This is a genomic window from Pseudomonas sp. GW821-FHT10B02 (assembly GCF_059415665.1).
On record NZ_JBWKNR010000019.1, the window covers coordinates 16,948 to 41,464 of the forward strand.

19 protein-coding genes are annotated in these 24,517 nt (G+C 63.1%); 13 read left to right on the top strand and 6 right to left on the bottom strand.

Features of this window, described 5'->3' with window-relative positions; all coding sequences use genetic code 11:
- Nucleotides 1-111: 111 nt before the first annotated feature.
- Both AC07OF_RS24115 and AC07OF_RS24120 read left to right on the top strand, forming a co-directional pair.
- Nucleotides 112-990: a helix-turn-helix domain-containing protein gene (locus AC07OF_RS24115; RefSeq protein WP_038609764.1), complete on the top strand. Its 879-nt coding sequence runs from the start codon at nt 112-114 to the stop codon at nt 988-990.
- 181 nt (nt 991-1,171) lie between these two features.
- Nucleotides 1,172-2,095 carry a SphA family protein gene (locus AC07OF_RS24120; RefSeq protein WP_157192089.1) on the top strand — a complete coding sequence of 308 codons (924 nt, stop codon included), beginning with the start codon at nt 1,172-1,174 and terminating at the stop codon, nt 2,093-2,095.
- Between the two features lie 16 nt (nt 2,096-2,111).
- Here the strand turns inward: AC07OF_RS24120 and AC07OF_RS24125 are convergent, their stop codons facing one another.
- On the bottom strand, nt 2,112-3,950 hold the full coding sequence (locus AC07OF_RS24125; protein WP_157192088.1) for a sigma-54-dependent Fis family transcriptional regulator: 1,839 nt from the start codon (nt 3,948-3,950) through the stop codon (nt 2,112-2,114).
- A gap of 332 nt (nt 3,951-4,282) precedes the next feature.
- Here AC07OF_RS24125 and AC07OF_RS24130 point away from each other — a divergent pair, with 332 nt between their 5' ends.
- The 4 genes from AC07OF_RS24130 to AC07OF_RS24145 are packed head-to-tail and all read left to right on the top strand — an operon-like array spanning nt 4,283 to nt 8,414.
- Nucleotides 4,283-5,758: an aldehyde dehydrogenase family protein gene (locus tag AC07OF_RS24130; protein WP_157192087.1), complete on the top strand. Its 1,476-nt coding sequence runs from the start codon at nt 4,283-4,285 to the stop codon at nt 5,756-5,758.
- 37 nt (nt 5,759-5,795) lie between these two features.
- A complete protein-coding gene (locus AC07OF_RS24135; protein WP_157192086.1) occupies nt 5,796-6,131 on the top strand; it encodes a c-type cytochrome in 336 nt (111 codons plus the stop codon).
- A 13-nt stretch (nt 6,132-6,144) separates the two neighbouring features.
- Entirely contained in the window at nt 6,145-6,834 is a 690-nt protein-coding gene (locus tag AC07OF_RS24140; RefSeq protein WP_157194714.1) for a hypothetical protein, read from the top strand.
- A gap of 11 nt (nt 6,835-6,845) precedes the next feature.
- A complete protein-coding gene (locus AC07OF_RS24145; protein ID WP_495073569.1) occupies nt 6,846-8,414 on the top strand; it encodes an FAD-binding oxidoreductase in 1,569 nt (522 codons plus the stop codon).
- Between the two features lie 50 nt (nt 8,415-8,464).
- Here the strand turns inward: AC07OF_RS24145 and AC07OF_RS24150 are convergent, their stop codons facing one another.
- Nucleotides 8,465-9,514 (bottom strand): AraC family transcriptional regulator, encoded by a 1,050-nt coding sequence (locus AC07OF_RS24150; protein ID WP_495073570.1) that lies wholly within the window; start codon nt 9,512-9,514, stop codon nt 8,465-8,467.
- Nucleotides 9,515-9,648: 134 nt separating this feature from the next.
- Here AC07OF_RS24150 and AC07OF_RS24155 point away from each other — a divergent pair, with 134 nt between their 5' ends.
- The 5 genes from AC07OF_RS24155 to AC07OF_RS24175 all read left to right on the top strand — a co-directional run bounded on the left by AC07OF_RS24155 (nt 9,649) and on the right by AC07OF_RS24175 (nt 17,308).
- The gene (locus AC07OF_RS24155; protein ID WP_157192083.1) at nt 9,649-10,338 is read left to right on the top strand and encodes an OmpW/AlkL family protein; all 690 of its coding nucleotides are present in this window, start codon (nt 9,649-9,651) and stop codon (nt 10,336-10,338) included.
- 43 nt (nt 10,339-10,381) lie between these two features.
- Nucleotides 10,382-12,001, top strand: coding sequence for a GMC family oxidoreductase (locus AC07OF_RS24160; RefSeq protein WP_157192082.1), 1,620 nt, complete (start codon nt 10,382-10,384; stop codon nt 11,999-12,001).
- A 3-nt stretch (nt 12,002-12,004) separates the two neighbouring features.
- Nucleotides 12,005-13,441 carry a coniferyl aldehyde dehydrogenase gene (locus AC07OF_RS24165; RefSeq protein ID WP_157192081.1) on the top strand — a complete coding sequence of 479 codons (1,437 nt, stop codon included), beginning with the start codon at nt 12,005-12,007 and terminating at the stop codon, nt 13,439-13,441.
- A gap of 85 nt (nt 13,442-13,526) precedes the next feature.
- Nucleotides 13,527-15,239: a diguanylate cyclase gene (locus AC07OF_RS24170; RefSeq protein ID WP_157192080.1), complete on the top strand. Its 1,713-nt coding sequence runs from the start codon at nt 13,527-13,529 to the stop codon at nt 15,237-15,239.
- Between the two features lie 104 nt (nt 15,240-15,343).
- Nucleotides 15,344-17,308 carry an alkyl/aryl-sulfatase gene (locus tag AC07OF_RS24175; protein WP_495073571.1) on the top strand — a complete coding sequence of 655 codons (1,965 nt, stop codon included), beginning with the start codon at nt 15,344-15,346 and terminating at the stop codon, nt 17,306-17,308.
- 53 nt (nt 17,309-17,361) lie between these two features.
- Here AC07OF_RS24175 and AC07OF_RS24180 read toward each other — a convergent pair whose 3' ends face one another.
- The 3 genes from AC07OF_RS24180 to AC07OF_RS24190 form a co-directional block, all read right to left on the bottom strand.
- Nucleotides 17,362-18,699, bottom strand: a complete 1,338-nt coding sequence (locus tag AC07OF_RS24180; protein WP_476445472.1) for a DUF1329 domain-containing protein — start codon at nt 18,697-18,699, stop codon at nt 17,362-17,364.
- Nucleotides 18,700-18,713: 14 nt separating this feature from the next.
- Nucleotides 18,714-20,513 carry a DUF1302 domain-containing protein gene (locus tag AC07OF_RS24185; RefSeq protein ID WP_157192077.1) on the bottom strand — a complete coding sequence of 600 codons (1,800 nt, stop codon included), beginning with the start codon at nt 20,511-20,513 and terminating at the stop codon, nt 18,714-18,716.
- 110 nt (nt 20,514-20,623) lie between these two features.
- A complete protein-coding gene (locus tag AC07OF_RS24190; RefSeq protein WP_495073572.1) occupies nt 20,624-21,472 on the bottom strand; it encodes a helix-turn-helix transcriptional regulator in 849 nt (282 codons plus the stop codon).
- 97 nt (nt 21,473-21,569) lie between these two features.
- Between AC07OF_RS24190 and AC07OF_RS24195 the strand changes: the two genes are divergently transcribed.
- Together AC07OF_RS24195 and AC07OF_RS24200 are read left to right on the top strand one after the other, a co-directional pair.
- Nucleotides 21,570-22,490: a LysR family transcriptional regulator gene (locus tag AC07OF_RS24195; RefSeq protein ID WP_157194713.1), complete on the top strand. Its 921-nt coding sequence runs from the start codon at nt 21,570-21,572 to the stop codon at nt 22,488-22,490.
- Nucleotides 22,487-23,506: an AraC family transcriptional regulator gene (locus tag AC07OF_RS24200; protein ID WP_495073573.1), complete on the top strand. Its 1,020-nt coding sequence runs from the start codon at nt 22,487-22,489 to the stop codon at nt 23,504-23,506. Before AC07OF_RS24195 ends, AC07OF_RS24200 begins: the two co-directional genes overlap by 4 nt.
- Here the strand turns inward: AC07OF_RS24200 and AC07OF_RS24205 are convergent.
- The gene (locus tag AC07OF_RS24205; RefSeq protein WP_157192074.1) at nt 23,482-24,510 is read right to left on the bottom strand and encodes a histone deacetylase family protein; all 1,029 of its coding nucleotides are present in this window, start codon (nt 24,508-24,510) and stop codon (nt 23,482-23,484) included. The genes AC07OF_RS24200 and AC07OF_RS24205 overlap by 25 nt on opposite strands.
- Nucleotides 24,511-24,517: the final 7 nt, after the last annotated feature.

The following is a 24,517-nucleotide window of genomic DNA, read 5'->3' on the forward strand; positions in this document are numbered from 1 at the left end:
TTGTTGTTGTGTGCCCCTGCATTTTTGCTGACAAAAACCGGATAAAAAGGTGATATTCCTCCTGCGAATTGCACTTTTACAAATACAGTTCGATTATCGGACAGGCCCACAATGACAAGATCCAGCCTCCCCAGAATCCCCGTGTTCAAGCTGTATGGCGAAAGCCAGGCCTGGCCGACGCCCGACCTGCTGCACTGCGAATCGATCCCCAAACGCAGCAGCCTGCACCACTGGGAGATCAAAGCGCATCGCCATGCCGACCTGTTTCAGCTGTTGTATGTGCGTCGCGGCCAGGCCGTGATCGAGCTTGAAGGGCGGCGCAACACAGTGCGCGAAGCGGCGATACAGGTGATCCCGCCGATGACCGTCCACGGCTTTCAGTTTTCCGAAGACATCGATGGCTACGTGCTGACCCTCGGCGCACCACTGGTGGCGCAACTGGAAGCGCAGTTGGGTGCCCCTCTCACGGTGCTGGCCTCGACAGGCTGTTATCGGCTGGGCGCAGACCGCCGCGCCTTGCACACCCTGATCAGGGTGTTGCACCAGGAGTACGAAGGCAGCGCCCCGGCACGCGAGCTGCTGCTGCATTCGCTGGTTACGTCACTGATGGTCTGGATCAGCCGCCGCAGCCAGCAGAACACCCTGTCGAGCAACCGTGACGAGCGTAACCAGCAATTGCTTGCGCGCTTTATCAAGCTGGTCGAACAGCACTACCGCGAACACCTGTCGGTCGAGTTGTTCGCGCATCGCCTGGGCGTTTCCAGCGTGCACCTGAACAACCTCTGCCGCGAACTCGCCGGGCAGACCGCACTGCAGATCATTCACCAGCGCTTGCTGCTCGAAGCCCGGCGCAACCTGATCTACACCAACATGAGCATCAGCCAGCTGTCAGACAGTCTGGGCTTCAGTGACCCGACCTACTTTTCGCGCTTTTTCCGTCGTCTCTGCGGGCAGACGCCGAATGCGTTTCGTCAGGCCGGGGTGTCCTGACTGCGACTTTTACGCAAGTCGCTGAAATTTCTTAACAAACACTAACAACACAGCACATACACAGCCGGACAAAACCAGTAAGTGATTGATATATAAAGAATATAAATCTGGCACAGAACTTGAGAGGGCCCGTGCAGGCGCTGCACGGCGCCGCACCCATAACAATAAGGTTGACCCTCTCATGTTCAAACGCGCCCCGCTGCACCTTGCCACCAGCCTGCTGCTGGCCACCTCCACCTGGCAGGCCCAGGCCACCGAAGGCGGCATCTCCTCCTGGCCCATGGGCATCGAGCTCTATGGCATGGGTATCCTGCCGCCACCGGGCACCTACGGCCAGCTGTTCGTCGGCAACTACCTGGCCGACAGCCTGCGCGACAACAGCGGTGACAAGGCCGCCGATATCGACCTGCGTGTTACCACGCTGGTACCGCGTTTCGTCTGGGTTACGGAACAGAAAGTGTTTGGCGGCGACCTGGGCTTTCACGCCCTGCTGCCGCTCAATGACATGCGCCTGAACGTCAAGGGCGGCCCGCACGACCACAAGCGCGGAATCGGTGACGCCCATCTGGGGCCGGTGATTGGTTTTCACCCCACTGACAAGCTGCACATCGCCACCGGCGTCGACTTCGTCCTGCCCACGGCCAGCGAGTACGACAAGGACGACCTGATCAACCTCGGCAACCACTACTACACCGTGCAAGGCGTGCTGGCGATGACCTACCTCGACCCCGCCGGACTGAATGCCGATGTGCGCCTGATGTACGACTACAACTTCGAGAACAAGGCCACCGACTATCAGTCGGGCCGTGAGCTGCACGCCGACTACACCCTCGGCTGGGGCCTGGGCAACGGTTGGGTACTGGGGGTTGGCGGGCATGCCTACCAGCAGGTCAGCGACGACAAGTGCAGCGCCGGCGATTGCGCGGCCGCCGCCCTGGTCGAGGCCAGTGACGGCAACCGCGGCCGCTCGTTCTCGATCGGCCCTGCCGTGCAATACAGCAGCAAGCAAGGCTGGATGTTCAGTGCCAAATGGCAGGACGAATCCGGCGTACGCAACCGCGCCGAGGGCCAGACTTACTGGTTCAAGTTCACCACGCCGCTTTAACCCTCAGCCATCCGGGTCAGCTGCCCTTGAGCCGGTAGCTGACCTGGGCCCGGCTCATACCGAGCATCTGTGCCGCCGCTGTCACGTTGCCGCCCGAGCGGTCCAGCGCCAGACGCACCAGGCGTCGTTCGATTTCCTCCAGCGAGGTGCCCAGCACCCGCTCCTGGCCGGCGAAGAAGGCCTGCAGGCTGGCAAGTTCCGGGGCCTCGGCTGCGCTCTGGCCTTGCTCTGTTTCAGTGTCCTTGGCGGTAGCCCGAGGTGCCGCGCTATCCAGGGCCAGGCGCCCCTCGGCGGTCAGGCCGATGGCCGAGTCAATCAACGGCGCGCCGGCCTCGGCCAGGTGCACCACATCAATTACCTCACCATCGCTGGCGGCAATCACGCCGCGTTCCACCAGGTTCTGCAGCTCGCGAATATTGCCGGGGAAACGATAGGTCAACAGCGCATTGACCAGACGCATGCTGAAACCCGCCAACTGCCGGCCATGGCGTTGGCTGAAGCGCCGCAGGAAATAGCTCATCAGCAGCGGTATGTCTTCGCGTCGCTCGCGCAGCGGGGGCAAGTGAATGGGGAAGACGTTCAAGCGATAGAACAGGTCCTCACGAAAACGCCCCGCTTCGACCTCCTTGCGCAGGTCGAGATTGGTCGCGGCAATCACCCGCACATCGACCTGGATCGACGACGTGCCGCCAACCCGCTCGATCTCGCCTTCCTGCAACGCGCGCAGAATCTTGCTCTGGGCATGCAGGCTCAAGGTACCGATCTCGTCGAGGAACAGCGTGCCGCCATTGGCCCGCTCGAAACGCCCGGGCCGCGAACGCTCGGCACCGGTGAAGGCGCCGCGCTCGACACCGAAGAGTTCGGCCTCGACCAGGTTTTCCGGCAGGGTTGCGCAATTCAACGCCACCATCGGTGTGTGCTGACGCCGGCTGGCCTGGTGCAGGGTATGGGCGAACAGTTCCTTGCCCACCCCGGATTCACCGGTCAACAGCACCGTGGCCTGGGTCGGCGCCACGCGCTGCAACAACTGGCTGGCGGCGACGAAGCTGGCAGAGATACCCACCAGTTGCTTGCCGTCGGCTGGCACGTCGAGCTCGGCGACACGGGTGTCGACTGCCGAGGTATAAGTGCTGCGGCTGAGAAAGTCGCCAGGGTCCAGATAAGCCAGGTCGACATCGATGTCTTCCCACTGCTCAGCCGGTTTGCCGACGATGCGGCATGCCGGATGGCCCATGGCCCGGCACTGCAGCTCGCGAAACACCACCAGGCGCCCGAGCAGTGACGAGGCGTAGCCGCTGGCATAGCCGATCTCCATCCAGCACGCTGGCTCCCCGCCCAGGCCGTAGGCGGCGATGTGCTCATCGACCTCCAGGGAGTTGTGCCAGAGAAACTCGGAATAGAAGTGGCCGACGCCCGAATCGATCTCAAAGCGCACGACCTCGACATTGACCATGCCTTCGAGCATGTGCAGGCGCGGGCCGGCACTGTAGAGGCTGGCGTGATCGCCCTCGGGCCACTGCTCGCTGACCTGGGCGGCATCGCGCGCGCCCGCCTGCCAGCCAATGCGGGTGAGCAGACCGCGAGCCTTGTCCAGACCCAGGGCCTCGATCAGTTCACGGCGAATCGCGCCGAAGGCCGAGCCTTGCAGCAGCATCATGCGCTGGCCACACAGCCAGATACTGCCGTCCTGCGGCGCGAACGCCACGGACTGCGCCAGCTGTTCGGCCGAAGGCAGGCCAGTGGCGCCGAACTGGTTGGTGCGGTCGACGATCAGGCTTTTGTGGCGGCCCAGTACCTGTCGGAAAAACGCTTCATCGACGGTACGGCCAGGCTTGCCAGGTGTTGTAGTAGTCATAGGCAATACCAAAGGCAGAAGGTAAGGCTTGCAGTATGCCCCCCACCTCGGCCCGGTCAATCAGCCAACAGGCCAAGGGTAACGTCCAGGCGCGCAAATGACCGATTACCGCCCGGATTTTTTCCTTGGCGGTACCTGCGTCGAGCTTTCTGCATTCGACGACTTCTCTGCATAAATTTTCGCACCTGCTGCTGTCCGCGTTTTCCAATCCCTCATACAAAAACAATATAACTATTTGTTTCATATAGATTTTTACCCATTAAAACGACATGGCACGATAGTAGCTATGGGCTGTTCATCGAAACCTTTTCGACACAATAAGAGAGAAACCGATGACCCCTACCCGCCCTGCCTACCAGAACCTTCACCTGCAGCCGCTGGCCGGACACTGGCGTGCTGGCAGCGCCGAGCGCGCGCTGACGGTAGTCGACCCGTTCAACCAGCAGACCCTGCTGCAGATTCCCATGGCCAACCGCGACGACCTCGACGCGGCGTACCGCAGCGCCCGTCAGGTCCAGCCTGACTGGGCCGCACAGTCCCCCGCCGCGCGCAGCCAGGTGATGCTCCAGGCCGTGCGCATCTTCGATGAGCGTCGTGAGGAAATCATCGACTGGATCATCCGCGAGTCCGGCAGCACCCGGATCAAGGCCCAGATCGAATGGGGCGCCGCCCGCGCCATCACCCTGGAGTCGGCAAGCCTGCCTAGCCGCGTCCACGGGCGCATTGTCAGCTCCAACATTCCCGGCAAGGAAAGCCGGGTGTACCGCAAGCCACTGGGGGTGATCGGGGTGATCAGCCCGTGGAACTTCCCCCTGCACCTGACCGCCCGTTCCCTGGCACCGGCCTTGGCCCTGGGCAATACCGTGGTGGTCAAGCCGGCCAGCGACACCCCGGTCAGCGGCGGCCTGCTGCTGGCGCGCATCTTCGAAGAAGCCGGCCTGCCAGCCGGTGCGCTGAGCGTGGTAGTGGGTGCCGGTGCCGAGATCGGTGACGCCTTTGTCGAGCACCCGGTGCCTGCGTTCATCTCGTTTACCGGCTCGACCCAGGTCGGGCGCAACATCGGTCGTATCGCCAGCGGTGGCGAGCACCTCAAGCACCTGGCGCTGGAACTGGGCGGCAACAGCCCGTTCGTGGTCCTCGCCGATGCCGACCTGGAACAGGCCGTCCACGCCGCGGTGGTGGGCAAGTTCCTGCACCAGGGCCAGATCTGCATGGCGGTCAACCGCATCATCGTCGAGCAGCCACTGCTCGAAGCGTTCACTCAACGCTTTGTCGAGCGGGTCAAGGCCCTGCCCTGCGGCGACCCGAACCTGCCCGGCACGGTGATCGGCCCGGTGATCAACGCCCGGCAGCTGGAAGGCCTGCAAGACAAGATTGCCACCGCCCAGGCCGAAGGTGCCCGGCTGCTGCTCGGTGGCCAGGCCCAGGGCAACGTGCTGCCGCCGCATGTGTTCGGCAACGTCAGTGCCGAGATGAACATCGCCCACGACGAGATCTTCGGCCCGCTGGTGGGCATCCAGGCTGCACGCGATGCCGAACATGCCCTGGAGCTGGCCAATCGCAGTGAATACGGGCTGTCCAGCGCGGTGTTCAGCACCAGCCTGGAGCGTGCGGTGCAGTTCGCCCAGCGCCTGCACGCCGGCATGAGCCACATCAACGACATCCCGGTCAACGACGAGCCCAACGCCCCGTTCGGCGGCGAGAAAAACTCCGGGCTGGGGCGTTTCAACGGTGACTGGGCAATCGAAGAGTTCACCACCGACCACTGGATCACCGTGCAGCACCAGCCGCGCCAATACCCGTTCTGATTGCCTGACCTACCCCCATAACAATAAGGAGTCCGCAATGTCCCTACTGCCCAACCGCCAGGCTGTGCGACGGACCGTCACCACCTGCCTTGCCCTGCCCTTGATCCTGCTGGCCGGCACTGCCGCCGCCGATGGCGACGGGGTGTGGAAAGGCGGCGAGAATGTCTATGCGAAAGTCTGCGGCCACTGCCATGAAGGCCAGGTCGGCCCGCAGCTCAAAGGCCGGCAATTGCCCGCTGCCTATATCAGCGCCATCGTGCGCAACGGGTTTCGTGCCATGCCCGCCTTCCCCGCCTCGTTCATCGACGACAACGCCCTGCAACAGGTCGGCGACTACCTCTCCAAATCCCCCGCGCCAGCGGCCAAGCCTTGAGGGTGCTGTGATGATGAATGTCGAACGTCGTTCGCTGCTCAAGGGCATGGCCATTGGCGGCCTGGCCGGTGTTGCCCTGAGCAGTTCCAGCCTGAGCCTGGCCAACAGCGTGCTGGGCCGTTCCGCTCACGCCCAGGCCGCGAGCCTGGCGCTGGTCAGTGCCGAGGTCGCCCGCTCGGCCTTTGTCCAGGGTCTGCAGGCAAGCCCGGCCGCCCCGCAGCTGCAGGTGATACCCGCAGGCCTGGAGCTGGCGCTCATGCTTGAGCTGCAGCAGCGCCTTGCCAGCGGCCAAGCGCAGCGCTTGATCGGCCTGCTCGACGATGCCAGCGCCACGTTGATCGTCGACCTGGCGCGTAGCGCCGGCGCACGCGTGCAGTGGCTGGGCCAGCACAGCACCCATGCCGGGCAATCACGCCACCGCCTGCTCAGCGCCCAGGCCTCCCACGGTTGCGCGTTGCAGCTGGGCCAGCAACTGCACGCCTGCGGCCAGGGTTTCAGCCTGCACGAGCAGCGCCTGCACAGCCCGGCGCCGACCTTGCAACTGGCCAGCGCCAAACGCGGCATGGCCGGCGACCAATGGGCGGCCACCCTCGGTTACGCCCTGGCCGTACTCGGCAGCACCGACACCGGCCAGGCGCCGCTGCTTGCCAGCCGCCCCTCGGCACTGACCGGCACCTATGTGTCGTTCTCGATCGCAGTCTGAAGGATTCCTACATGAGCCAAGCAACCGCCAATACCCTGCTGCCTCGCGGCGTCGATGCCGCCCGTTTCGAGCAAGCTCTGGCGCAGTTCCGCGCCCTGCTGGGCGACGACAACGTCCTGGTCAAGGACGATCAGTTGATCCCCTACAACAAGATCATGATGGCCGTGGACAACGCCGAACATGCGCCCGCTGCTGCCGTCACCGCCACCACGGTGGAACAGGTGCAGGGCGTGGTGAAGATCTGCAACCAGTTCAAGATCCCGGTCTGGACCATCTCCACCGGCCGCAACTTCGGTTATGGCTCGGCGGCTCCCGGCCAGCGCGGCCAGGTGATCCTCGACCTGAAGAAAATGAACAAGATCCTTCACGTCGACCCTGAGTTGTGTACCGCCCTGGTCGAACCGGGGGTGACTTACCAGCAGCTCTACGACTACATCCAGGAACACAAGCTGCCACTGATGCTGTCGTTTTCCGCGCCTTCGGCGATTGCCGGGCCGTTGGGCAACACCATGGACCGCGGCGTCGGCTACACGCCCTATGGCGAGCACTTTCTGATGCAATGCGGCATGGAAGTGGTGCTGGCCAATGGCGACGTTTATCGCACCGGCATGGGCGGGGTCAAAGGCGACAACGCCTGGCAGGTGTTCAAGTGGGGTTACGGCCCGACCCTCGACGGCATGTTCACCCAGGCCAACTACGGCATCTGCACCAAGATGGGTTTCTGGCTGATGCCCAAGCCGCCAGTGTTCAAGCCGTTTGAAATCAAGTTCGAGAATGAATCGGACATCGCCGAGATCGTCGAATTCATCCGCCCGCTGCGCATCGCCCAGGTCATCCCCAACTCGGTAGTGATCGCTGGCGTGCTGTGGGAAGCCTCGACCTGCAACACCCGGCGCAGCGACTACACCACCGAGCCCGGCGCCACTTCCGACGCCATTCTCAAACAGATCCAGAAAGACAAGAACCTCGGCGCCTGGAACGTCTACGCCGCCCTCTACGGTACCCAGGAACAGGTCGATGTGAACTGGCAGATCGTCACCGGCGCCCTCAAGCAACTGGGCAAGGGCCGTATCGTCACCGAGGACGAGGCAGGCGACACCCAGCCGTTCAAGTACCGCGCACAGCTGATGTCCGGGGTGCCCAACCTGCAGGAGTTCGGCCTGTACAACTGGCGTGGCGGTGGCGGCTCGATGTGGTTCGCACCGGTCAGTCAGGCACGCGGCAGCGAGTGCGACAAACAGCAGGCACTGGCGAAAAAGATCCTCAACAAACATGGCCTGGACTATGTCGGTGAGTTCATCGTCGGCTGGCGCGACATGCACCATGTCATCGACGTGCTGTACGACCGCACCAACCCCGAGGAAACCCAGCGCGCCAACGCCTGTTTCACCGAGTTGCTGGATGTCTTCGAGCAGCACGGTTACGCCGTTTACCGGGTCAATACCGCGTTCCAGGAACGCGTTGCGCAAAGCTACGGGCCGGTCAAACGCAAACTCGAGCACGCGCTCAAACGCGCCCTCGACCCGAACAACATCCTCGCCCCGGGCAAGTCCGGCATCGACCTGAACAATCCGTTCTGATCCCCTCACCGCTCCGCCAGCGCCAGGCTGGCGGAGCACATGGGTCAAATTCACTCGCCGCTGCGAAAGGCCGCGCGATAGTCTCCCGGCGCCCGACCGGTCCATTTCTTGAACGCCTTGCGAAAGTTGGCCGCCTCGGAAAAGCCGACCTGGGCCGCCAGTTCCTCCATGGGCAAATCACTTTTCTGCAAGAACTCGATGGCCAAGGCGCAGCGCACTTCATCCAGCACACCCTGATAGGTACGCTGATGCTCGGTCAGGCGCCGGTGCAGGGTGCGGGTCGACATACCCAGGGTGGCCGCCACCGCGTCGGCACCGGGGAAGCGCCCGGTTCGGCTCAGGCACGCAAGGCGCACCGCTTCGATCAGGTCTGCCTCATCCGGCAGGCTGGCAAACAGTTGCTGGCAGAACCCCGTCGACATCGCCGAGGTAATGGGGTTGGCATTCGGGCAGGGCTGCTGCAGAACCGAGGCGCAGAAGCGCCACTCCATCACCTCGCTGTTGAACTCCACCGGGCAGCGAAAGACCTCTTCATAACGTCGCCAGTAGGTCGGTGGTGGATAGGGCAACAGCAGCCGAACCGAAGGAAAAGGCTTTTCCAGCACGCACTGGACCAGCGCCTGGATCGAGGCAAACCAGAATTCCGTGGCCAGCGGCATCAGCTCCCCGAGAGCAAAAAAACCCTGACCGACGAAGATGCCTTCGTCCCCTTCCCGGCGAAAGGTTTTCTCGAACACTGGCCCCAACAGGCGTATGTGCTTGATCCCGAAATCGACGGCCTGGCCAAAGGTTTCACTGCTCAGCATGGCGTAGCCGAAGATCCCGAAATCACTGATGCGTTGCCGCCCTCCGGCGCGCAGGCCACTGTCGGCATGCAGCATCAGGCGCCGCATGTTGGCGAAAATCACCACTTTCTGCCGGTGAGAGATCCGTGTGTTGGGGTCCTGCATTTGTGCCAGCGAAAGCTCGGTACCGTCCAGCAGCCCCGCCTCACTCACGCCCTGGGCCTGCAGTTCGGCCACCAGGGCAGGCAAGCCGAGCATGTTGTGCTGCGCAACATCCTGTGAGGTGCCATACAGGCCCACGATCAGCTGAGTCATCAGGGGATCTCCATTCACCGATGGCAGAAATTAACCCCCGTACTGGCGCATTACAACCTCCCGCCGCGCAACACAGCGTTGCAGCATCAGCACTGCAGCACCACTCGACAAGAACAATAAAAGCTGAGGCTTCCATGAGACGAATGCTTGCTCCCGCGCTTGCCGCCTGCTTGCCGTTGATCCCGATAACGTCGCTGGCCAGCGACGCGCCGCGCAACATCCTGCGCATCGGCTATGCCGACATTCAGTTCAACACCGACTCCGCAGACATGACCGGCATGCCCGGCACCACCCCTGCCAACGTCCAGGCCGAGGTACGCGACAGCGGCACCCTGGCGCTGGTCTACGAACGCAAGCTTGGCGGCCCCTGGTCATTGCTGATGCAGGCCGGTGCACCACCGGTGATCGATTTCGACGGCGCGGGTTCGGCCGCTCCCCTGGGCAAGGTCGGCAGCGCCCGGGCGTGGTTTCCGGCGGTGCTGCTGGCCTACAACTTCGACGTGCTGGGCATGCAGCCCTACGTAGCACTGGGTGTCAATTACACCTGGTTCAGCGAAGAGAAGATGACCGCCGCCTACAACACTGCGTTCGGCGGCACTTCCAGCACCTCCAAAATGGATGACTCGCTGGGCGCCGTGGCCAAGGTCGGCGTGGAAGTACCCCTGATCGGCAACTGGAGTGCCGGCTTCTCTTACGCCCGTTACTGGATCGACACCACCGCCACCATCAAGACCCAGACCCCGGGTGTTGGCCAGGTCAAGCGCAAGATCGACGTCGAGGCTGACCCGGACGTCTATTCGCTGACCATCGGCTATCACTTCTGAGCGCTCAGATGCCTTTGCCCGCACACGTCACGGAGCACCGAACATGACCACTGACCCCATCAACAGCACCTTCGATTACCTCGTCGTCGGAGGAGGCTCGGCAGGCTGTGTGATCGCCAGCCGCCTCAGCGAAGACCCGAGCATCAGCGTCTGCCTGATCGAAGCCGGCGGCAGCGACAGCAGCGTACTGATCCATGCTCCGGTGGGCATGGTTGCCATGCTGCCCACGCGGATCAACAACTGGGCCTTCCAGACCGAGGTGCAACCGGGCCTCAACGGCCGTCGCGGCTATCAGCCACGGGGCAAGACCCTGGGCGGTTCCAGTTCGATCAACGCCATGCTGTATGTGCGTGGTCACCGCCACGACTACGATCACTGGGCAGCGCAAGGCAACCAGGGCTGGTCGTATGCCGACGTGCTGCCTTACTTCATCAAGTCCGAACAGAACCACAGCCTGCACGATGACTACCATGGCCAGCACGGTCCGCTGAGCGTCACCGAGGTGTCCTGCCCGAGCGCCTTGAACGCTGCCTTTATCCAGGCCGCCCAGCTCAATGGCATCCAGCGCACCGCGGACTACAACGGTGCCGAGCAGGAAGGCGCATTCATGTATCAGGTCACCCAGCGCAACGGTGAGCGCTGCAGCGCGGCCAAGGCCTACCTCACCCCGAATCTGCAGCGCCGCAACCTCAAGGTATTGACCGGCGCCACCGTCGAACGGGTGCTGATCGAGTCCGCCCGTGCGGTCGGGGTGCAGCTGCGCCATGGCGGCCAACGCGTGGTGCTCAAGGCTCGCCATGAGGTGGTGCTCAGCGCCGGCAGCTTCGGCTCGCCGCAGGTGCTCATGCTCTCGGGCATTGGCCCGCAGCAGGAACTGCACAAGCACGGTATACGCATCACGCATGAACTGCCTGGCGTCGGTCAGAACCTGCAGGACCACATCGACTACGTGTTTACCTACCGCAGCAGTAACAACACCCAGACCTTCGGTTTTTCACCGACGTTCAGCTGGCAGATGCTCAAGGCCATGGCCCAATGGAAACGCGAGCGCAAGGGCCTGGTCACCTCGCCTTTCGCCGAATCCGGGGCGTTCTTCAAGAGCCAACCCGGGTTGTCGATGCCCGACCTGCAGCTGATCTTCGTCCCGGCGATTGTCGACGACCACGCGCGCAAGCTGCGGCCATGGCACGGATTCAGCTGCCACCTGACCCTGCTGCGCCCCAAGAGCCGTGGCACCGTCAAGCTGGCCAGCAGTGACCCGAGCGCAGCGCCGTTGATCGACCCGCGCTTCTTCAGCGAGCCACAAGACCTGGAAGTGCTCATGCGTGGCGCCGACATCCAGCGTGCCATCCTCGAGGCCTCGCCCCTGGCGCCCTATCGCGGCAAACCGCTGTACCCGCTGGACCAGCATGACCGCCAGGCCCTGGAGCAGGACATCCGCAACCGGGCCGACACGCAATACCATCCGGTGGGCAGCTGCAAGATGGGCCACGACCCACTGGCAGTGGTAGATGACCAGCTGCGAGTGCACGGGATTGCTGGCCTGCGGGTGGCCGACGCTTCAATCATGCCGACCTTGATTGGCGGCAACACCAACGCACCGAGCATCATGATTGGCGAAAAAGCCGCCGACATGCTGCTGCGCAGCCGTCAGGAGGGCTAGGCCATGAATGATCTGTCACACGCTTTCGACACCCAGGAAGTCGAGCGCATGCAGCTGTTGCTGCAGCGTCAGCGCCAGGCCTTCAACATTAAACCTTACGCCTCGCTGAGCAGTCGACTGAACGACCTCAAACGCCTGATCGCCGTGCTGCGCGGTTATCAGCAGCGCATTGTCACCGCCCTTGAAGCCGATTTCGGCGGCCGCGCGGCATTCGAAACCCGCCAGATCGAAGTGCTCGGCCCCGTACTGCAGGCACGCCACGCCATCGCCCATTTGCGGCGCTGGATGAAAGTTGAGCGGCGCAAGACCGAGCTGCTGTTTTTCGGCAACCAGGCCTGGGTCCAGTACCAGCCCAAGGGTGTGGTGGGCATCGTCGGCACCTGGAACTTCCCTTTGTACCTGACCCTGGGCCCTCTGGTGGCAGCCCTGGCTGCTGGCAACCGGGCAATGATCAAAGTGTCGGAATATGCGCCACACAGCCGTCAGGTGCTGCAAGAGATGCTCGCCGAGGTATTCGACGAAGACCAGGTGGCCGTGTTCGGCGGCCAGGTGGCCAGCGCCCAGGCATTCACTGGCTTGCCGTTTGATCACCTGATATTCACCGGCGCGCCGCAGGTCGGGCGTCAGGTAATGCGCGCCGCAGCCGAGCATCTGGTGCCAGTGACCCTGGAGTTGGGCGGTAAGTCGCCGGCGCTTCTCGGTGCCGATGCCGACCTGGAGGATGCGGCCTTGCGCATTGCCCATGGCAAGGGCTTCAACGCCGGCCAGGTCTGCGTAGCCCCCGACTATGTGCTGGTGCCCAAGGGCAAGGCCCAAGTGTTTGCCGAAGCACTCAAGCACGCCTTCGAACGTCTGTACCCGGACCCGGCCCAAAGCACCGAGTACACCAGCATCATCAGCGAGCGTCATGCCTTGCGGCTGCAGGCGTTGCTGGCCGACGCCCTGGCCAAGGGCGCGGTGATCCTCAGTTGCCATGGTTCAAGTAACACTCCCCGTCGCTTGCCGTTGCAGGTGATCACCGCCGTCACCGACGACATGCAGGTGGCTCAGGAAGAGATCTTCGGCCCGCTGCTGCCCGTCATCGAGTACGCCACCTTCGACCAGGCCATTGCCTACATTCAGGCACGACCGCGGCCGCTGGCCCTCTACCCGTTCGGCCTTGATGCCAGGCAAACCGAGCGCGTGCTGAATGAAACCCATAGCGGTGGAGTAACCCTGAACGACTGGGTCTGGCATGTGTTCCAGCACGACCTGCCCTTCGGCGGCGTGGGCAATTCGGGTATGGGCTCATACCATGGCCAGGAAGGCTTTCGCGCACTATCCCACGGCAAGGCGGTGTTCAAGCGCCAATGGTGGTTTCCCACACAACTGTTCTACCCGCCCTATGGGCGCTGGGTGCAACGTCTGGCCTTGAGGTTCTACCTGGGTAAATCCCGATAGCCCCAGACAGACTGAGCGTGCGACCGGGCGGCGGAGTGATGACTTCGATCTATAATCACAACGCCCTTAGCAGTGGATATGCCCGATGCAGCAGAAATCACCGTCCGCGTCGCGATCTCGCCTGCTCCTGCCCATGGCTTGCGCACACCCGCGACGCACGGTGATCCTGTGTTTTCTCGCCGCTTTCGCCATCAGCCTGGTACTCGCCGGTCGTCAGTATTACCAGCTGCTGCAACGCGAACTGCAAGAACGCGAGCACAATCTGCACCTGCAGGCGCTGGCCATCGAGGCCGTGGTGAGCAACGGCAAGAGCCAGCTGCAGTTCATGCGCAATATCGCCGAACGGCTGCTGATCGAAGCCCACATTCAACCCGCCATGCGCCGTAACGAGGCCATTGCCGCAGCGATGCGCAACAGCCAGCAGCCGCTCTGGGAGCTGCCGGTGCCAAAGTCCGATGCACCGGTTCGGGCCATAGGCGATGCCCGGCTGGCGAACATTCCGGGCTTGAGCCGCGAGCCCCAGCAATTGATAGAAGACCTGCACCTGGCACACGCGATGAGCCAGGTGTTGCCCGCGCAGTTTCAAGGTGAGAGCAATCTGTCACGCATCCTGTTCCTGACCACCTCCGGCATCGTCATCGCCTACCCGGCAGTCAGGGACGAGCAGCTGGAGCCGATCCTGCGCAAATTCACCCGCTCGCCTTTGATGCACTTGAACCGCGCCAATGCCGAAGACCTCGACATCGCCTTCTATCCGCCACCCGGCAGCAATCTGGGCAGCATGCCGCACGTACTGCTGAGCACCCCGGTGTACCTCAATGCGGTGATGCGCGGTGCGCTGATCTACGACGTGCCGCAGACCAAGCTGCAGAACTACCTCTACCAGACCACCGCAAGCGATGAACAGCATGCGCTGATCGATGACGAGGGCAGCCTGGTCGCCTCCAGTGAGCAGACGTTCAAACCGCTGCCGGGCGACTGGCTGGGCAGCTTGCCGGCCTCGAGCATGCGCCTGTCGATCCCGATGCTGTTCCAGCGTGACCACGGCACGCTGAAACTTGACCAGGGCTACCTGCAATTCCGTGAGCTGCAAGGCATCGACCTGATGCTGACCAATTACATCAGCGCCGCCGACCTGCGGGCGGCGGTGAATGCGCAGATCGATATTCTGTTCCTTGGCGTCTGGGCAGTGCTGGGCATGTTGATGGCCCTGACCCTGTACATCGTCGATCGCCTGTTCAAAGGCCAGTTGCGCCTGAACCGGCAACTGCGCGAGATGGGCCTGGTCGACGGCCTGACCCAACTGGCCAACCGCCGACGCCTGCAATCGGACTTCGGCGGCTTGCTCCAACGCCTGCGCGAGGATCAGCCGCTGGCCTTGTGGATGCTCGACATCGACCGCTTCAAACACATCAACGACAACTGGGGCCACAGCGCCGGCGACGAGGTGATCAAGCACCTGGCCACCCTGTGCCGGGCGCTGGTGCGGCCGCAGGATCTGGTGGTGCGTTATGGCGGTGAAGAGTTCTGCGTGCTGCTGCCTGACACTTCACTGGCCCAGGCCACCCAGATGGCCGAACAGCTGCGCGCCGCCACCGCGCAATCGGTGTGCGTACCCGAAGCCGGCACCCTGCTGGCCGGCGCACCGTCGCTGGAAATCCGCCTGACGGTATCGATCGGCGTGGCGGAACTGCGCGTCGATGGCTGCCTGGGCCTGGAAGACCTGGTGGCCACTGCTGACCGGCGTTTGTATGCGGCGAAAAAGGCTGGCCGCAACCGGGTGGTCAGCAGCGACTGAGTAGCGCCGGTGCATGGATTTTGTCGTTGACGGCTTGTCGGCCAGCAAAAGCCGGACCTTAAGCTCGGGGGGGTGTGCCATAACCACAAGAAAACGGAGACACCATGCCCCTTCCCATGCAGTTGCGCCGCAAGCATCTGGCGAGCCTGATCGCCCTCGCCTGTCTAAGCCAGGCTGTGTACGCCGAACCCGCCAGCGAACAAACCCGCGCCAACAACGCCGCCATGCTCGAGCAGCGGCCGTTCAGCAATGATGCCGATTTCGCCGCCGTCAGCCGCGGGCTGATCGCACCGTTCAAGGGGCAAGTCGTGGATGCCAACGGCAAGCCGATCTGGAACCTGGCCAGCTATGACTTTCTCAAGCAGAAGGACAGCCCCGCCACGGTCAACCCCAGCCTCTGGCGCATGGCTCAACTGAACAACCATGCCGGGCTGTTCGAAGTGGTACCCGGGCTGTACCAGGTACGCGGCCTGGACCTGGCCAACATGACCATCATCGAAGGCGACGACGGGCTGATCATCATCGACCCGCTGACCACCGCCGAAACCGCCCGTGCCGCGCTCGATCTGTACTACCAGAACCGTGCGCGCAAACCGGTGGTGGCGGTGATCTACAGCCATACCCATACCGACCACTTCGGCGGCGTGCGCGGCGTGATCGACGAGGCCGACGTCAACGCCGGCAAGGTCAAGGTGTTCGCCCCCAGCGGGTTCATGGAACACGTGATGAGCGAGAACGTTTATGCCGGCAACGCCATGAGCCGCCGCGCCCAATACCAGTTCGGCCTGTACCTGCCGCGCGGTGACCAGGGCCAGGTCGACGCCGCGATCGGCAAGGCCGTGGCCATCGGTGGCAGCATTACCCTGATTGCGCCCACCGACCTGATCGACAAGCCGATCGAGACCCGCCGCATCGCCGGTATTGATGTCGAGTTCCAGCTCACCCCTGGCACCGAAGCCCCCTCGGAAATGAACTTCTACCTGCCGCAGTTCAAGGCTCTGGGCATTGCCGAAAACGCCTCGCAGACCATGCACAACATTCTCACCCCGCGCGGTGCCCAGGTGCGCGATGCCAAGGCCTGGTCACAGTACCTTGATGCCAGCCTGAGCCGTTACGGCGACAAGACCGAAGTGCTGTTCGGCCAGCACAACTGGCCGACCTGGGGCGCGGAATCGGTGCGTACCTTGCTCGCCGATCAACGCGACATGTATGCCTTTCTCAACGACCGCACCCTGCACCTGCTCAACCAGGGCCTGACGCCGATGGAAATCGCCCAGAACATGCAGAAACTGCCGGGTGAGCTGCAGAACAAGTGGTACACCCAGGGCTATTACGGCTCGCTGAGCCACAACTCGCGTGCTGTGTACCAGCGTTACATGGGCTTTTACGACGGCAACCCGGCCAACCTCAACCCGCTACCGCCGGTGGAGAGTGCCCGGCTGAGCGTTGAGGCCATGGGCGGTAGCGAGGCCGTGCTGGCCAAGGTTCACGCCGCCATGGACAAGGGTGAGTACCGCTGGGCCGCGCAACTGGGCAACCAGCTGCTGTTCGCCGAGCCGGACAATGCCAAGGCGCGGACTGCCCAGGCTGATGTTCTGGAACAGCTGGGTTATCAGAGCGAGAATGCCAACTGGCGCAATATCTACCTGACCGGCGCCATGGAACTGCGCAACGGCGTACCGAGCCAGGTCGGCAGTTCGGTGTCGGTCGACATGGTGCGCGCCCTGACCCCGCAGATGTTCTTCGACTTCATGGCGGTGCGTGTGGATGTCGACAAGGCGATCGGCCATGACCTGAACCTCAACTGGCACTTCACCAACCCCGACCAGACCTTCAACCTGACCCTGCGCAACGGCGTGCTGACCCACCGCGAAGGCCTCAACCCCAAGGCTGATGCAGGCCTGAGCATGAGCAAGGCGACTCTCGAGCAGGTCAGCCTGAAACAGCTGGATTTCCCCACGGCGATGCAAAAAGGCTTGATCAAGGTCGAAGGCAACGGCAAGAAAATCGCCGAGTTGCTGGCGACTCTCGACACCTTCAGTCCGCAGTTCAATATCGTGACGCCTTGAGCCGCCTGCGGGCTTTGCCGGCCTCAGCGCCAGCAAAGTCCGCAGGGCTTGTGTCACTTGGCCCAGCGCCGCAGCTCCGAAGGCGTGTAATCATCGGTTTTCGCCGTGAAGCCTACCCGCATCGGGGTCTTCTCTTCGTTGCTCAAACCACCGGCGTAATAGCGACCCGAGATCAGGTCGTAAGAAGTTTCCAGCACGTTGTAAGTGAAATCATGATCGTAGTGCTGGATCGCGTGGAGTTCCGAGCTGCGCCACAACTCACCACGGCTGTCGTACTGATCGACCTGTGCAATTTGCCAGCTGTCTTCATCCACATAGAAACGCCGCTTGTTGTAGATATGCCGGGCACCAGGCTTGAGCGTGGCTTCAACCACCCAGACCCGATGCTTTTCGTAGCGGGTGTAGGCTGGATTGATGTGGTTGGGCTTGACCAGTTCGTCGAGCTTCAGCGCCCGGCTACCAAGGCGATAGCTGTTGTAGGGGATATACAGTTCCTGCTTGCCGATCAGCTTCCAGTCGAAGCGGTCCGGCGCGCCATTGAAGCCATCGATGTTATCGGCGGTGATCAGGCCGTTGCTGTAGCGGGCACTGTTGTCATAGGCCAACATCGGCGCGCGGCGTACCCGACGCTGGGCAGGCAGGTACTGCCAGGCTGAACGCGGCTCGGCCACCTGGTCGACCGGCTCATGCACCAGCACGGTCTCGCCCGCCAGACGCGCCGGTTCCAGCACCCGGCTCTTGAACATGAACAGCACGTTGGCCTTGGGCTCAAGGCCGCTGATCGCTTCGGCGAAGCTGACCAGTGACTGCGCACGGATATAGCTGACCGCGCCGTTCTCGCGCACCAGGGCAATGCTGCTCAAGCGCTCGTAGCTGCCACCGCGCCAGCGACTCATGTGGTTCCACATCACCTCCATGCCCTCGGTCGGCAGCGGGAACGGGATGCCACGGCTGTAGTCATGGAGGCCGTTGCCGCCATCGGCCAGGGTAGTCTTGCTGGCGTTACTGCGGCTGTCGGCAAGCACCGCCGCCGGCAGGCGCGCACTACGATGGCTTGGGTATACCGGCATCTGGAAGCTGTTCGGGTAGCGCTTGAACATCGCCACCTGGCCAGGGCTGAGCGCGGCCTGGTACTGCGCAAGGTTCTGCGCCGTGATGGTGAACAGCGGCTTTTCGCTGGCGAACGGATCGCTGTAGCCGCCGTTGCCATCGACGCTGCCAGCGCGTTTGTCGAGGCCGCCGGTCCAGGCCGGAATGCTGCCGTCGGCATTGCCGGCGCGCTCCGAGCCCATGGGGGTGAGGGTCTTGTCCAGTGCTCCGAGGTCATCGCTCTTGGCCAGGACGCAGGTACTGACACAAGTCAGCGCCAGCAACAGGGGATGAATACGCATTTTTATTGTTCTCCTTAGAAATCAACCTTGAAACTGACCGAGGCGAAGTCGCGGTCATCGAGGGTGCTGTAGTCGTTGGAGCCGAAGAAGGCGTTGTAGGCCAGCTCCACGCTGTAGTCGTTGAGGTAGTTGGCGGTCAGGCTCAAACCCAGGGCCTGCTGCCCCTCCTGGAACGGCCCGAGCGGGTCATAGGAATAGCCCTCGAGGTCATGTCGCCAGTTGACCGCCGGAATCAGGTTGATCCCTGGCAGCACATCGCTGTACTCAAGGCTTGCCCGCAGGCGGTAACCCCAGGACCAGTCCGTGGCAAATCCCTGGTCGGTGCAGTAGCGATTGGTCACTCCAGAGGCCACGGTGTTGCAGGTGCTGCCATTGCGCGGGGCACTGCGGCCGAAGGCGGCGTTGCGCCCCAGGCGCTCATCGCCCAGACCGTCGATATGCACCACGCCGACTTCGCCAAACAGGCTCAGGCGCGTCGCGCCGAGCACGTTGTCGATGGCCTGGGTGGCCGAGCCGGTCCATTGCCACACGCCCTTGCGCAGCCAGCCATCGAGACGATCACCTGCACGATTGTCAAAACCGGCGGGCAACTCGACCCAGGAGCTGCCCGCAGCGCCGGCGACCACCGCTGAGGTGAGATCAGGTGCGTTGTAGGCCAGCGGCATGTTTGGCCGGTAACTCAGTTCCGTGGCCAGAGAGATGCCGCTGTAGGGTTCCACTGCGGTCAGGCTCAGCCCATACAGGCGGATGTTCTCGGGGAACGCGGCGGCGTACGTCGGCCCCTGCCCGCCCCCGGGAAAGTTGCCCGGCAGGCGGGTGTTGCGTGCGTCAAGGGTCAGGTACGGCAGGCGCGAGTGGTAGTTGATGAAGTACAGCGCCGCCTCGGCATCGTTGAGCGCCGGCAGCATCTGGCGCAGGGCGAAGCCGAACTGACCACTGTCCGCAGGCGATTCGTTGCCCCGTGAACTGGCAAACAGGCCGCTGGCCTGCATCTGCTGATCAGTCAGCACCTGGCTCAGGTACAAAGGACCGCAGCCAGGCTGGATCACATCGCTGCTGGCGAAGAAGGTTCCACAGCCGTCGAGCACACTGGGCCGCCAGTTGTACTGGTAGAAGCCTTCAAGGTTGAGGGTGTCGGATATGCCGAAACTGAACGACAGCATCTCCACCGGCAACTGGCCTTCCTTGATCTCGACACCAGGGCGGTTGAAGGCAGTGATATCCAGCGGGTTGATGACGTTGATGCCGTTCTGGATCAGCAAGGCCTCGCCCCATGACAGCACTTGCTTGCCAAGCTTGACGTTGAGTGGATGACCGGCCAGCTCCAGGTCCTTCCACAGGTAGGCATCCAGCGCTTCGAAACCCTGGAACCTGGCCAGGTCGTCCCAGCCACTGTCATCGAAGTCCTTGAAGCGCCCGTTGCGGGTTTCATAGGCGTGGTCGTACCAGTATTTGAGGCGCAGGAACGCACCCTGTCCCTGGCCATCGACACTGAAGTCGGTGAGGCCCTTGAAGGTCTGTGAGATCGGGTCGCCCTTTTTGAAGTTGAGGCGGTTGTCGTCGGCGCTGACACTGCTGCCATCAGCGCTGACGCCCTGGGCCTGCAAGGCGTTGGCGCGGGTCATCAGATGCCGGTCGGGGCTCTGGGTCGACCAGCTGCTGCCCAGGCTCAGGGTGCTTCGGGTGGTAAAGCTCCAGTCTTCATTGAGGTCGAACGTGGTCGCCTGGGCAGGCGCGGCGACAGACGCCAGGACGGCCAGGATCAGCGGTGAGCGGCCACCGCTGCCTGTTCGGGTTGAGCTTATTGTTGTCATTATCGAGCTCCAGTTGGATTACGCAGCTCGATCAAAATGCCCAAGCCGCCACCGCCAGACACAAGCGGTGCACGACAAAAAATGATCATGCGCAAACACCGGTGCTGGCGTTACATCACCTGCAGGGCGTTCAGGCGAAACTGTTTGGGCGTGACGCCAAACTGCTTGCGAAAGGCGCGGATGAAGTTGCTCGGCTGGCGGTAACCGAGGCGCTCGGCAATGCGTTCGATCGGCTGGTCGCCCGCACTCAACCAGTGCCGCGCCAGTTGCAGGCTGTCCTTGCGCCCACCGTCATCGGTCGCCCCCTGCCACTGGCGCAGCATGCTCTGGTGCAGGAAGGCATTGGCCCCAGGTAACGCCAGGTCCAACGCCTGCGGCGTCAGTTGCAGGTTCAGCCATTGGCCCTCGGAAGCCGCCACGCCCCAGCCGTGCAACCAGGGCGCCGCCGCTTGCCCGGCCAACAGGCTCACGTGGCTGAACAGGCGGGCGGGCGGCTTGCCGGCACGTCGGGCAATGTTGCGCACCAGGCTCAGTGCCGCAGCATCGAGCATGTAGTAATGCGGCTGGTGCTGATAACGGCGCACCTGTAGCTGTGCCTGGCCTGCGTCCTCTTCCAGGCTGACCCGTATGCAGTTGGTCACCAGCGGCAGGTAACAGATAAAACACTCAAGGCTGGCACGTACCGTGGCGGCTGAGTCGAGGAGGATGTTAAGCCCCTGCAAAGAGTGAGTAGCCATGCCCGGCACCAGCTCACAACCAAAGTCGCGCCCGGCACCGGCTGCCTCACATTCTGCGAGAAACTGCTCGACCAGCAGTGCCGGGACCCTGCCGTGCCCTTCGAGCCAGGCCGGTGCAATGCCGGCCCGCTGCAACAGCAGCTCGACCGGCAGGCCACAGCCCTGGGCATGAGCCACCAAGGTACGGGTGAAAGCACTGGAAACAAAGGGCGCGGCAAGCATGACAAGTCACAGAAAAAGGACAGGACTAGACTTATGCCAGCCGCTACACTATCGATCAAATGCATAAAAAACATCTGCAACATGCAAGAGGTGCATGGTGGATCTACGCCAACTGCGTCACTTTGTAGCCTTAGCCGATTTCCGTGGATTTGTCCGCGCCGCCGACGCTGTCAATCTCAGCCAGCCGGCCTTCAGCCGCAGTATCCAGACCCTGGAACGCGACCTGGACTGCGTTCTGGTCGAGCGAGGCAGCCGCGACTTCCGCCTGACCGGCCAGGGCCAGCTCGTGCTGCAGCATGCCCGGCGCCTGCTGGCCGGCAGCCAGAACCTGCACAACGAGCTGTTGCAGTACAACGGCCTGGAAGGTGGCGAACTCAACTTCGGCAGCGGCCCCTATCCGGCCCAATTGCTCGTGCCCGAGGCGCTGGCGCAGTTCATCCACGACCACCCGTTGGTGCGCGCGCGCTTTCATCTGGGTGACTGGGAGCAGCTGGGGAACTGGCTGAAGGAGCAGCAGATCGAGTTTCTGGTCGCCGACTCGCGCTATTTCAAGGACGATCCGCGCTATCAGGTACAGGTCCTGCGGCCTCGGCGCGGGCGCTTTTTCTGCCGCGCCGGGCACCCGCTGGCCGACTGCGCTGCGCTCAAGCTCAGCGCCCTGCTCGACTATCCGATTGCCGGCACGCGAATCCCGCCCATGATCCGCAAGATCCTCGCCCGCGCCCAGGGCACGGAAGACTTTGTCACCAGCGTCGAGTGCGCCCAGTTCGATGCGATCTGCCGGGTGGTGATGCGTTCGGATGCCATCGGCCTGGCCACTGCCGAAGCCCTGAGCGAGCGTGTCGATGTTGGTGAGCTGCGTCTGCTCAGTTTCGTCGACCTGGATGCCAACGACCCCGACCTGCAACTGCAGTACGGCATTGTCAGCCGTGTCGGCGGCAGCCTGACGCCCGCCGCACAGGCGATGATCGACGCCATCCTCAAGGTGGACCAACAGTTGTTGGCGGGGCGCTCATGAACCCAGCGCCGGCCAATGCTTTCTACGCCCCGACCCTGCTGCCGGCCATCGAAGAACTGCAGGCCCGAGGTGTCGACCAGGCACTGATTGAAGGCGTGTTTCGCCGCAGCCTGTTCGAATTGCGCACACCCTTCCTGCGCGTACCGCTGGTGCTGTCGCGACGCTTCTGGAGCCTGGCCCTGGCGCAAACCGGTGACCCGCTGATCGGTCTGGCCGCCGGCCGGCGTTTCGTCTCCACCGCCACCAATGGCCTGACCTACCTCTTCGATGTGGCGGCTTCACTGGACAGCGCCTGCGCTTTTTTCGTCGAGTACTTTCCGTTTTTCAACGGCCATTTTCGCGCGCGCATCGAGCATAGCGAGCGGCAGGTGACCCTGCGACTGGAAGATTGCGGCAGCCTCAAGGCCAGCGCGCCGATCACCGACTACATGCTTACCAGTATCTGCAGCCTGCTGCGGCGCAAGTTGCTGGCCAGCGGCCTGGAGCAGGACCCGATCATTGCCATCGAGCTGGCCCACCCGGCACCGGCCGATAGCGGCGCACACCGGCAGGCCTGGCGCGCGCCGGTCAGCTGGGGCCATGGCGAACATGGCATCCACCTTGACCCGCAACTGTTCAAACAAACGCTCACCCCCGGCAACCAGGCGCTGGAACAAATGCTGGTGGACCTATTGCAACAGACCCGGCACAACAGCCAAGCGACCTTGCTGGAGCTGGCCAGTGATCACCTGGCCGTGCACCTGGCCGACAGTGAGCGCTGGCCGATGTTCTGCAGCCGCCAGCACTTGCTCGAACGCACCGCAGCCCGGCGCTTGAAGGCACTGGGCTGGAGCTTTTCCGAGTTACTCGACGAGTACCGCCGCTACCGCGCCGAAGACCTGCTGCAAGGCAGTGCGCTGGAGCTGGTGCAGATCGCCGACCAGCTTGGCTACAGCGACGTGCAAAGCTTTCACCGGGCTTGTCTGCGCTGGTTCGACTGCGCACCTGGCACCTACCGCACGCGCCAGTCCTGCTGATTGGCAAAAAACGCCCGCGCATTGTCCTCAAGGCTTTCCAGGTGATAACCGCCTTCTTGCACAATCAGGCACGGCACGCCCAGGCTGCGGATACGTTCCCCCAAGGCAGCAAAACCTTCGCGAGTGACCGCCACCTTGCTCTGCGGGTCGAGCTCGTAGATATCGAAGCCCAACGACAACACCAGCACCTCGGCAGCAAAGTCCTTCACCGCTGCCAGGGCGACCTCCAGCTGGCCGAGGAAGTCCGCCTCACTGGCGCCATGGGCCATCGGCAGGTTGAGGTTGTAGCCCAGCCCCGCACCGCTGCCGCACTCGTCGGCAAAACCGGCGACCGCCGGGTAGAAGTTGGTCGGGTCACCGTGCACCGAGACGTACAACACATCGTCACGCTCGTAGAAGATTTCCTGGATGCCCTGGCCGTGGTGCATGTCGGTGTCGAGCACCGCCACGCGGCTGAAGCGCTCGCGCAACACCTGGGCGGCAATCGCGGCGTTGTTCAGGTAGCAGAAGCCACCCGCCGCTTCGGCGCGGGCGTGGTGCCCCGGTGGGCGGCACAAGGCGTAAGCCGCAGGCTCGCCGTCGAGTAACGCTCTGGCCCCGGCCACTGCGCTTTGCGCCGACCAGTAGGCCGAACGCCAGGTCAGCTCACCCACCGGGCAACTGCCGTCCGCCAGGTAACAGGCCGCCTGGGCGAGAATGCCGCGCATGGCATTGGACTCACGCACGAAGATGTTCGACATCACCTCATCGCCCCAGTCTTCGGGGATGTCCTTCCAGCGCGGGTGAGCATCCTGAAGAAAGTTCAGGTAGCCCTCACCGTGAACCGCCAGCAACGGCTGCAAGCCGGCATCGTCCGGCTGTGCGATGTCGAAGCCGAGATTCTGCGCCGCCTGCAACAGATTGCGGGCACGTTCGGGCACTTCCTGCGGCGTGCGCAGCTGCCCACGGGAGTAGTAACTGCGCGGATGGTGCAGAAGCTGTTCGGGGTGAAAGTAGCAACGCATGAGCTTC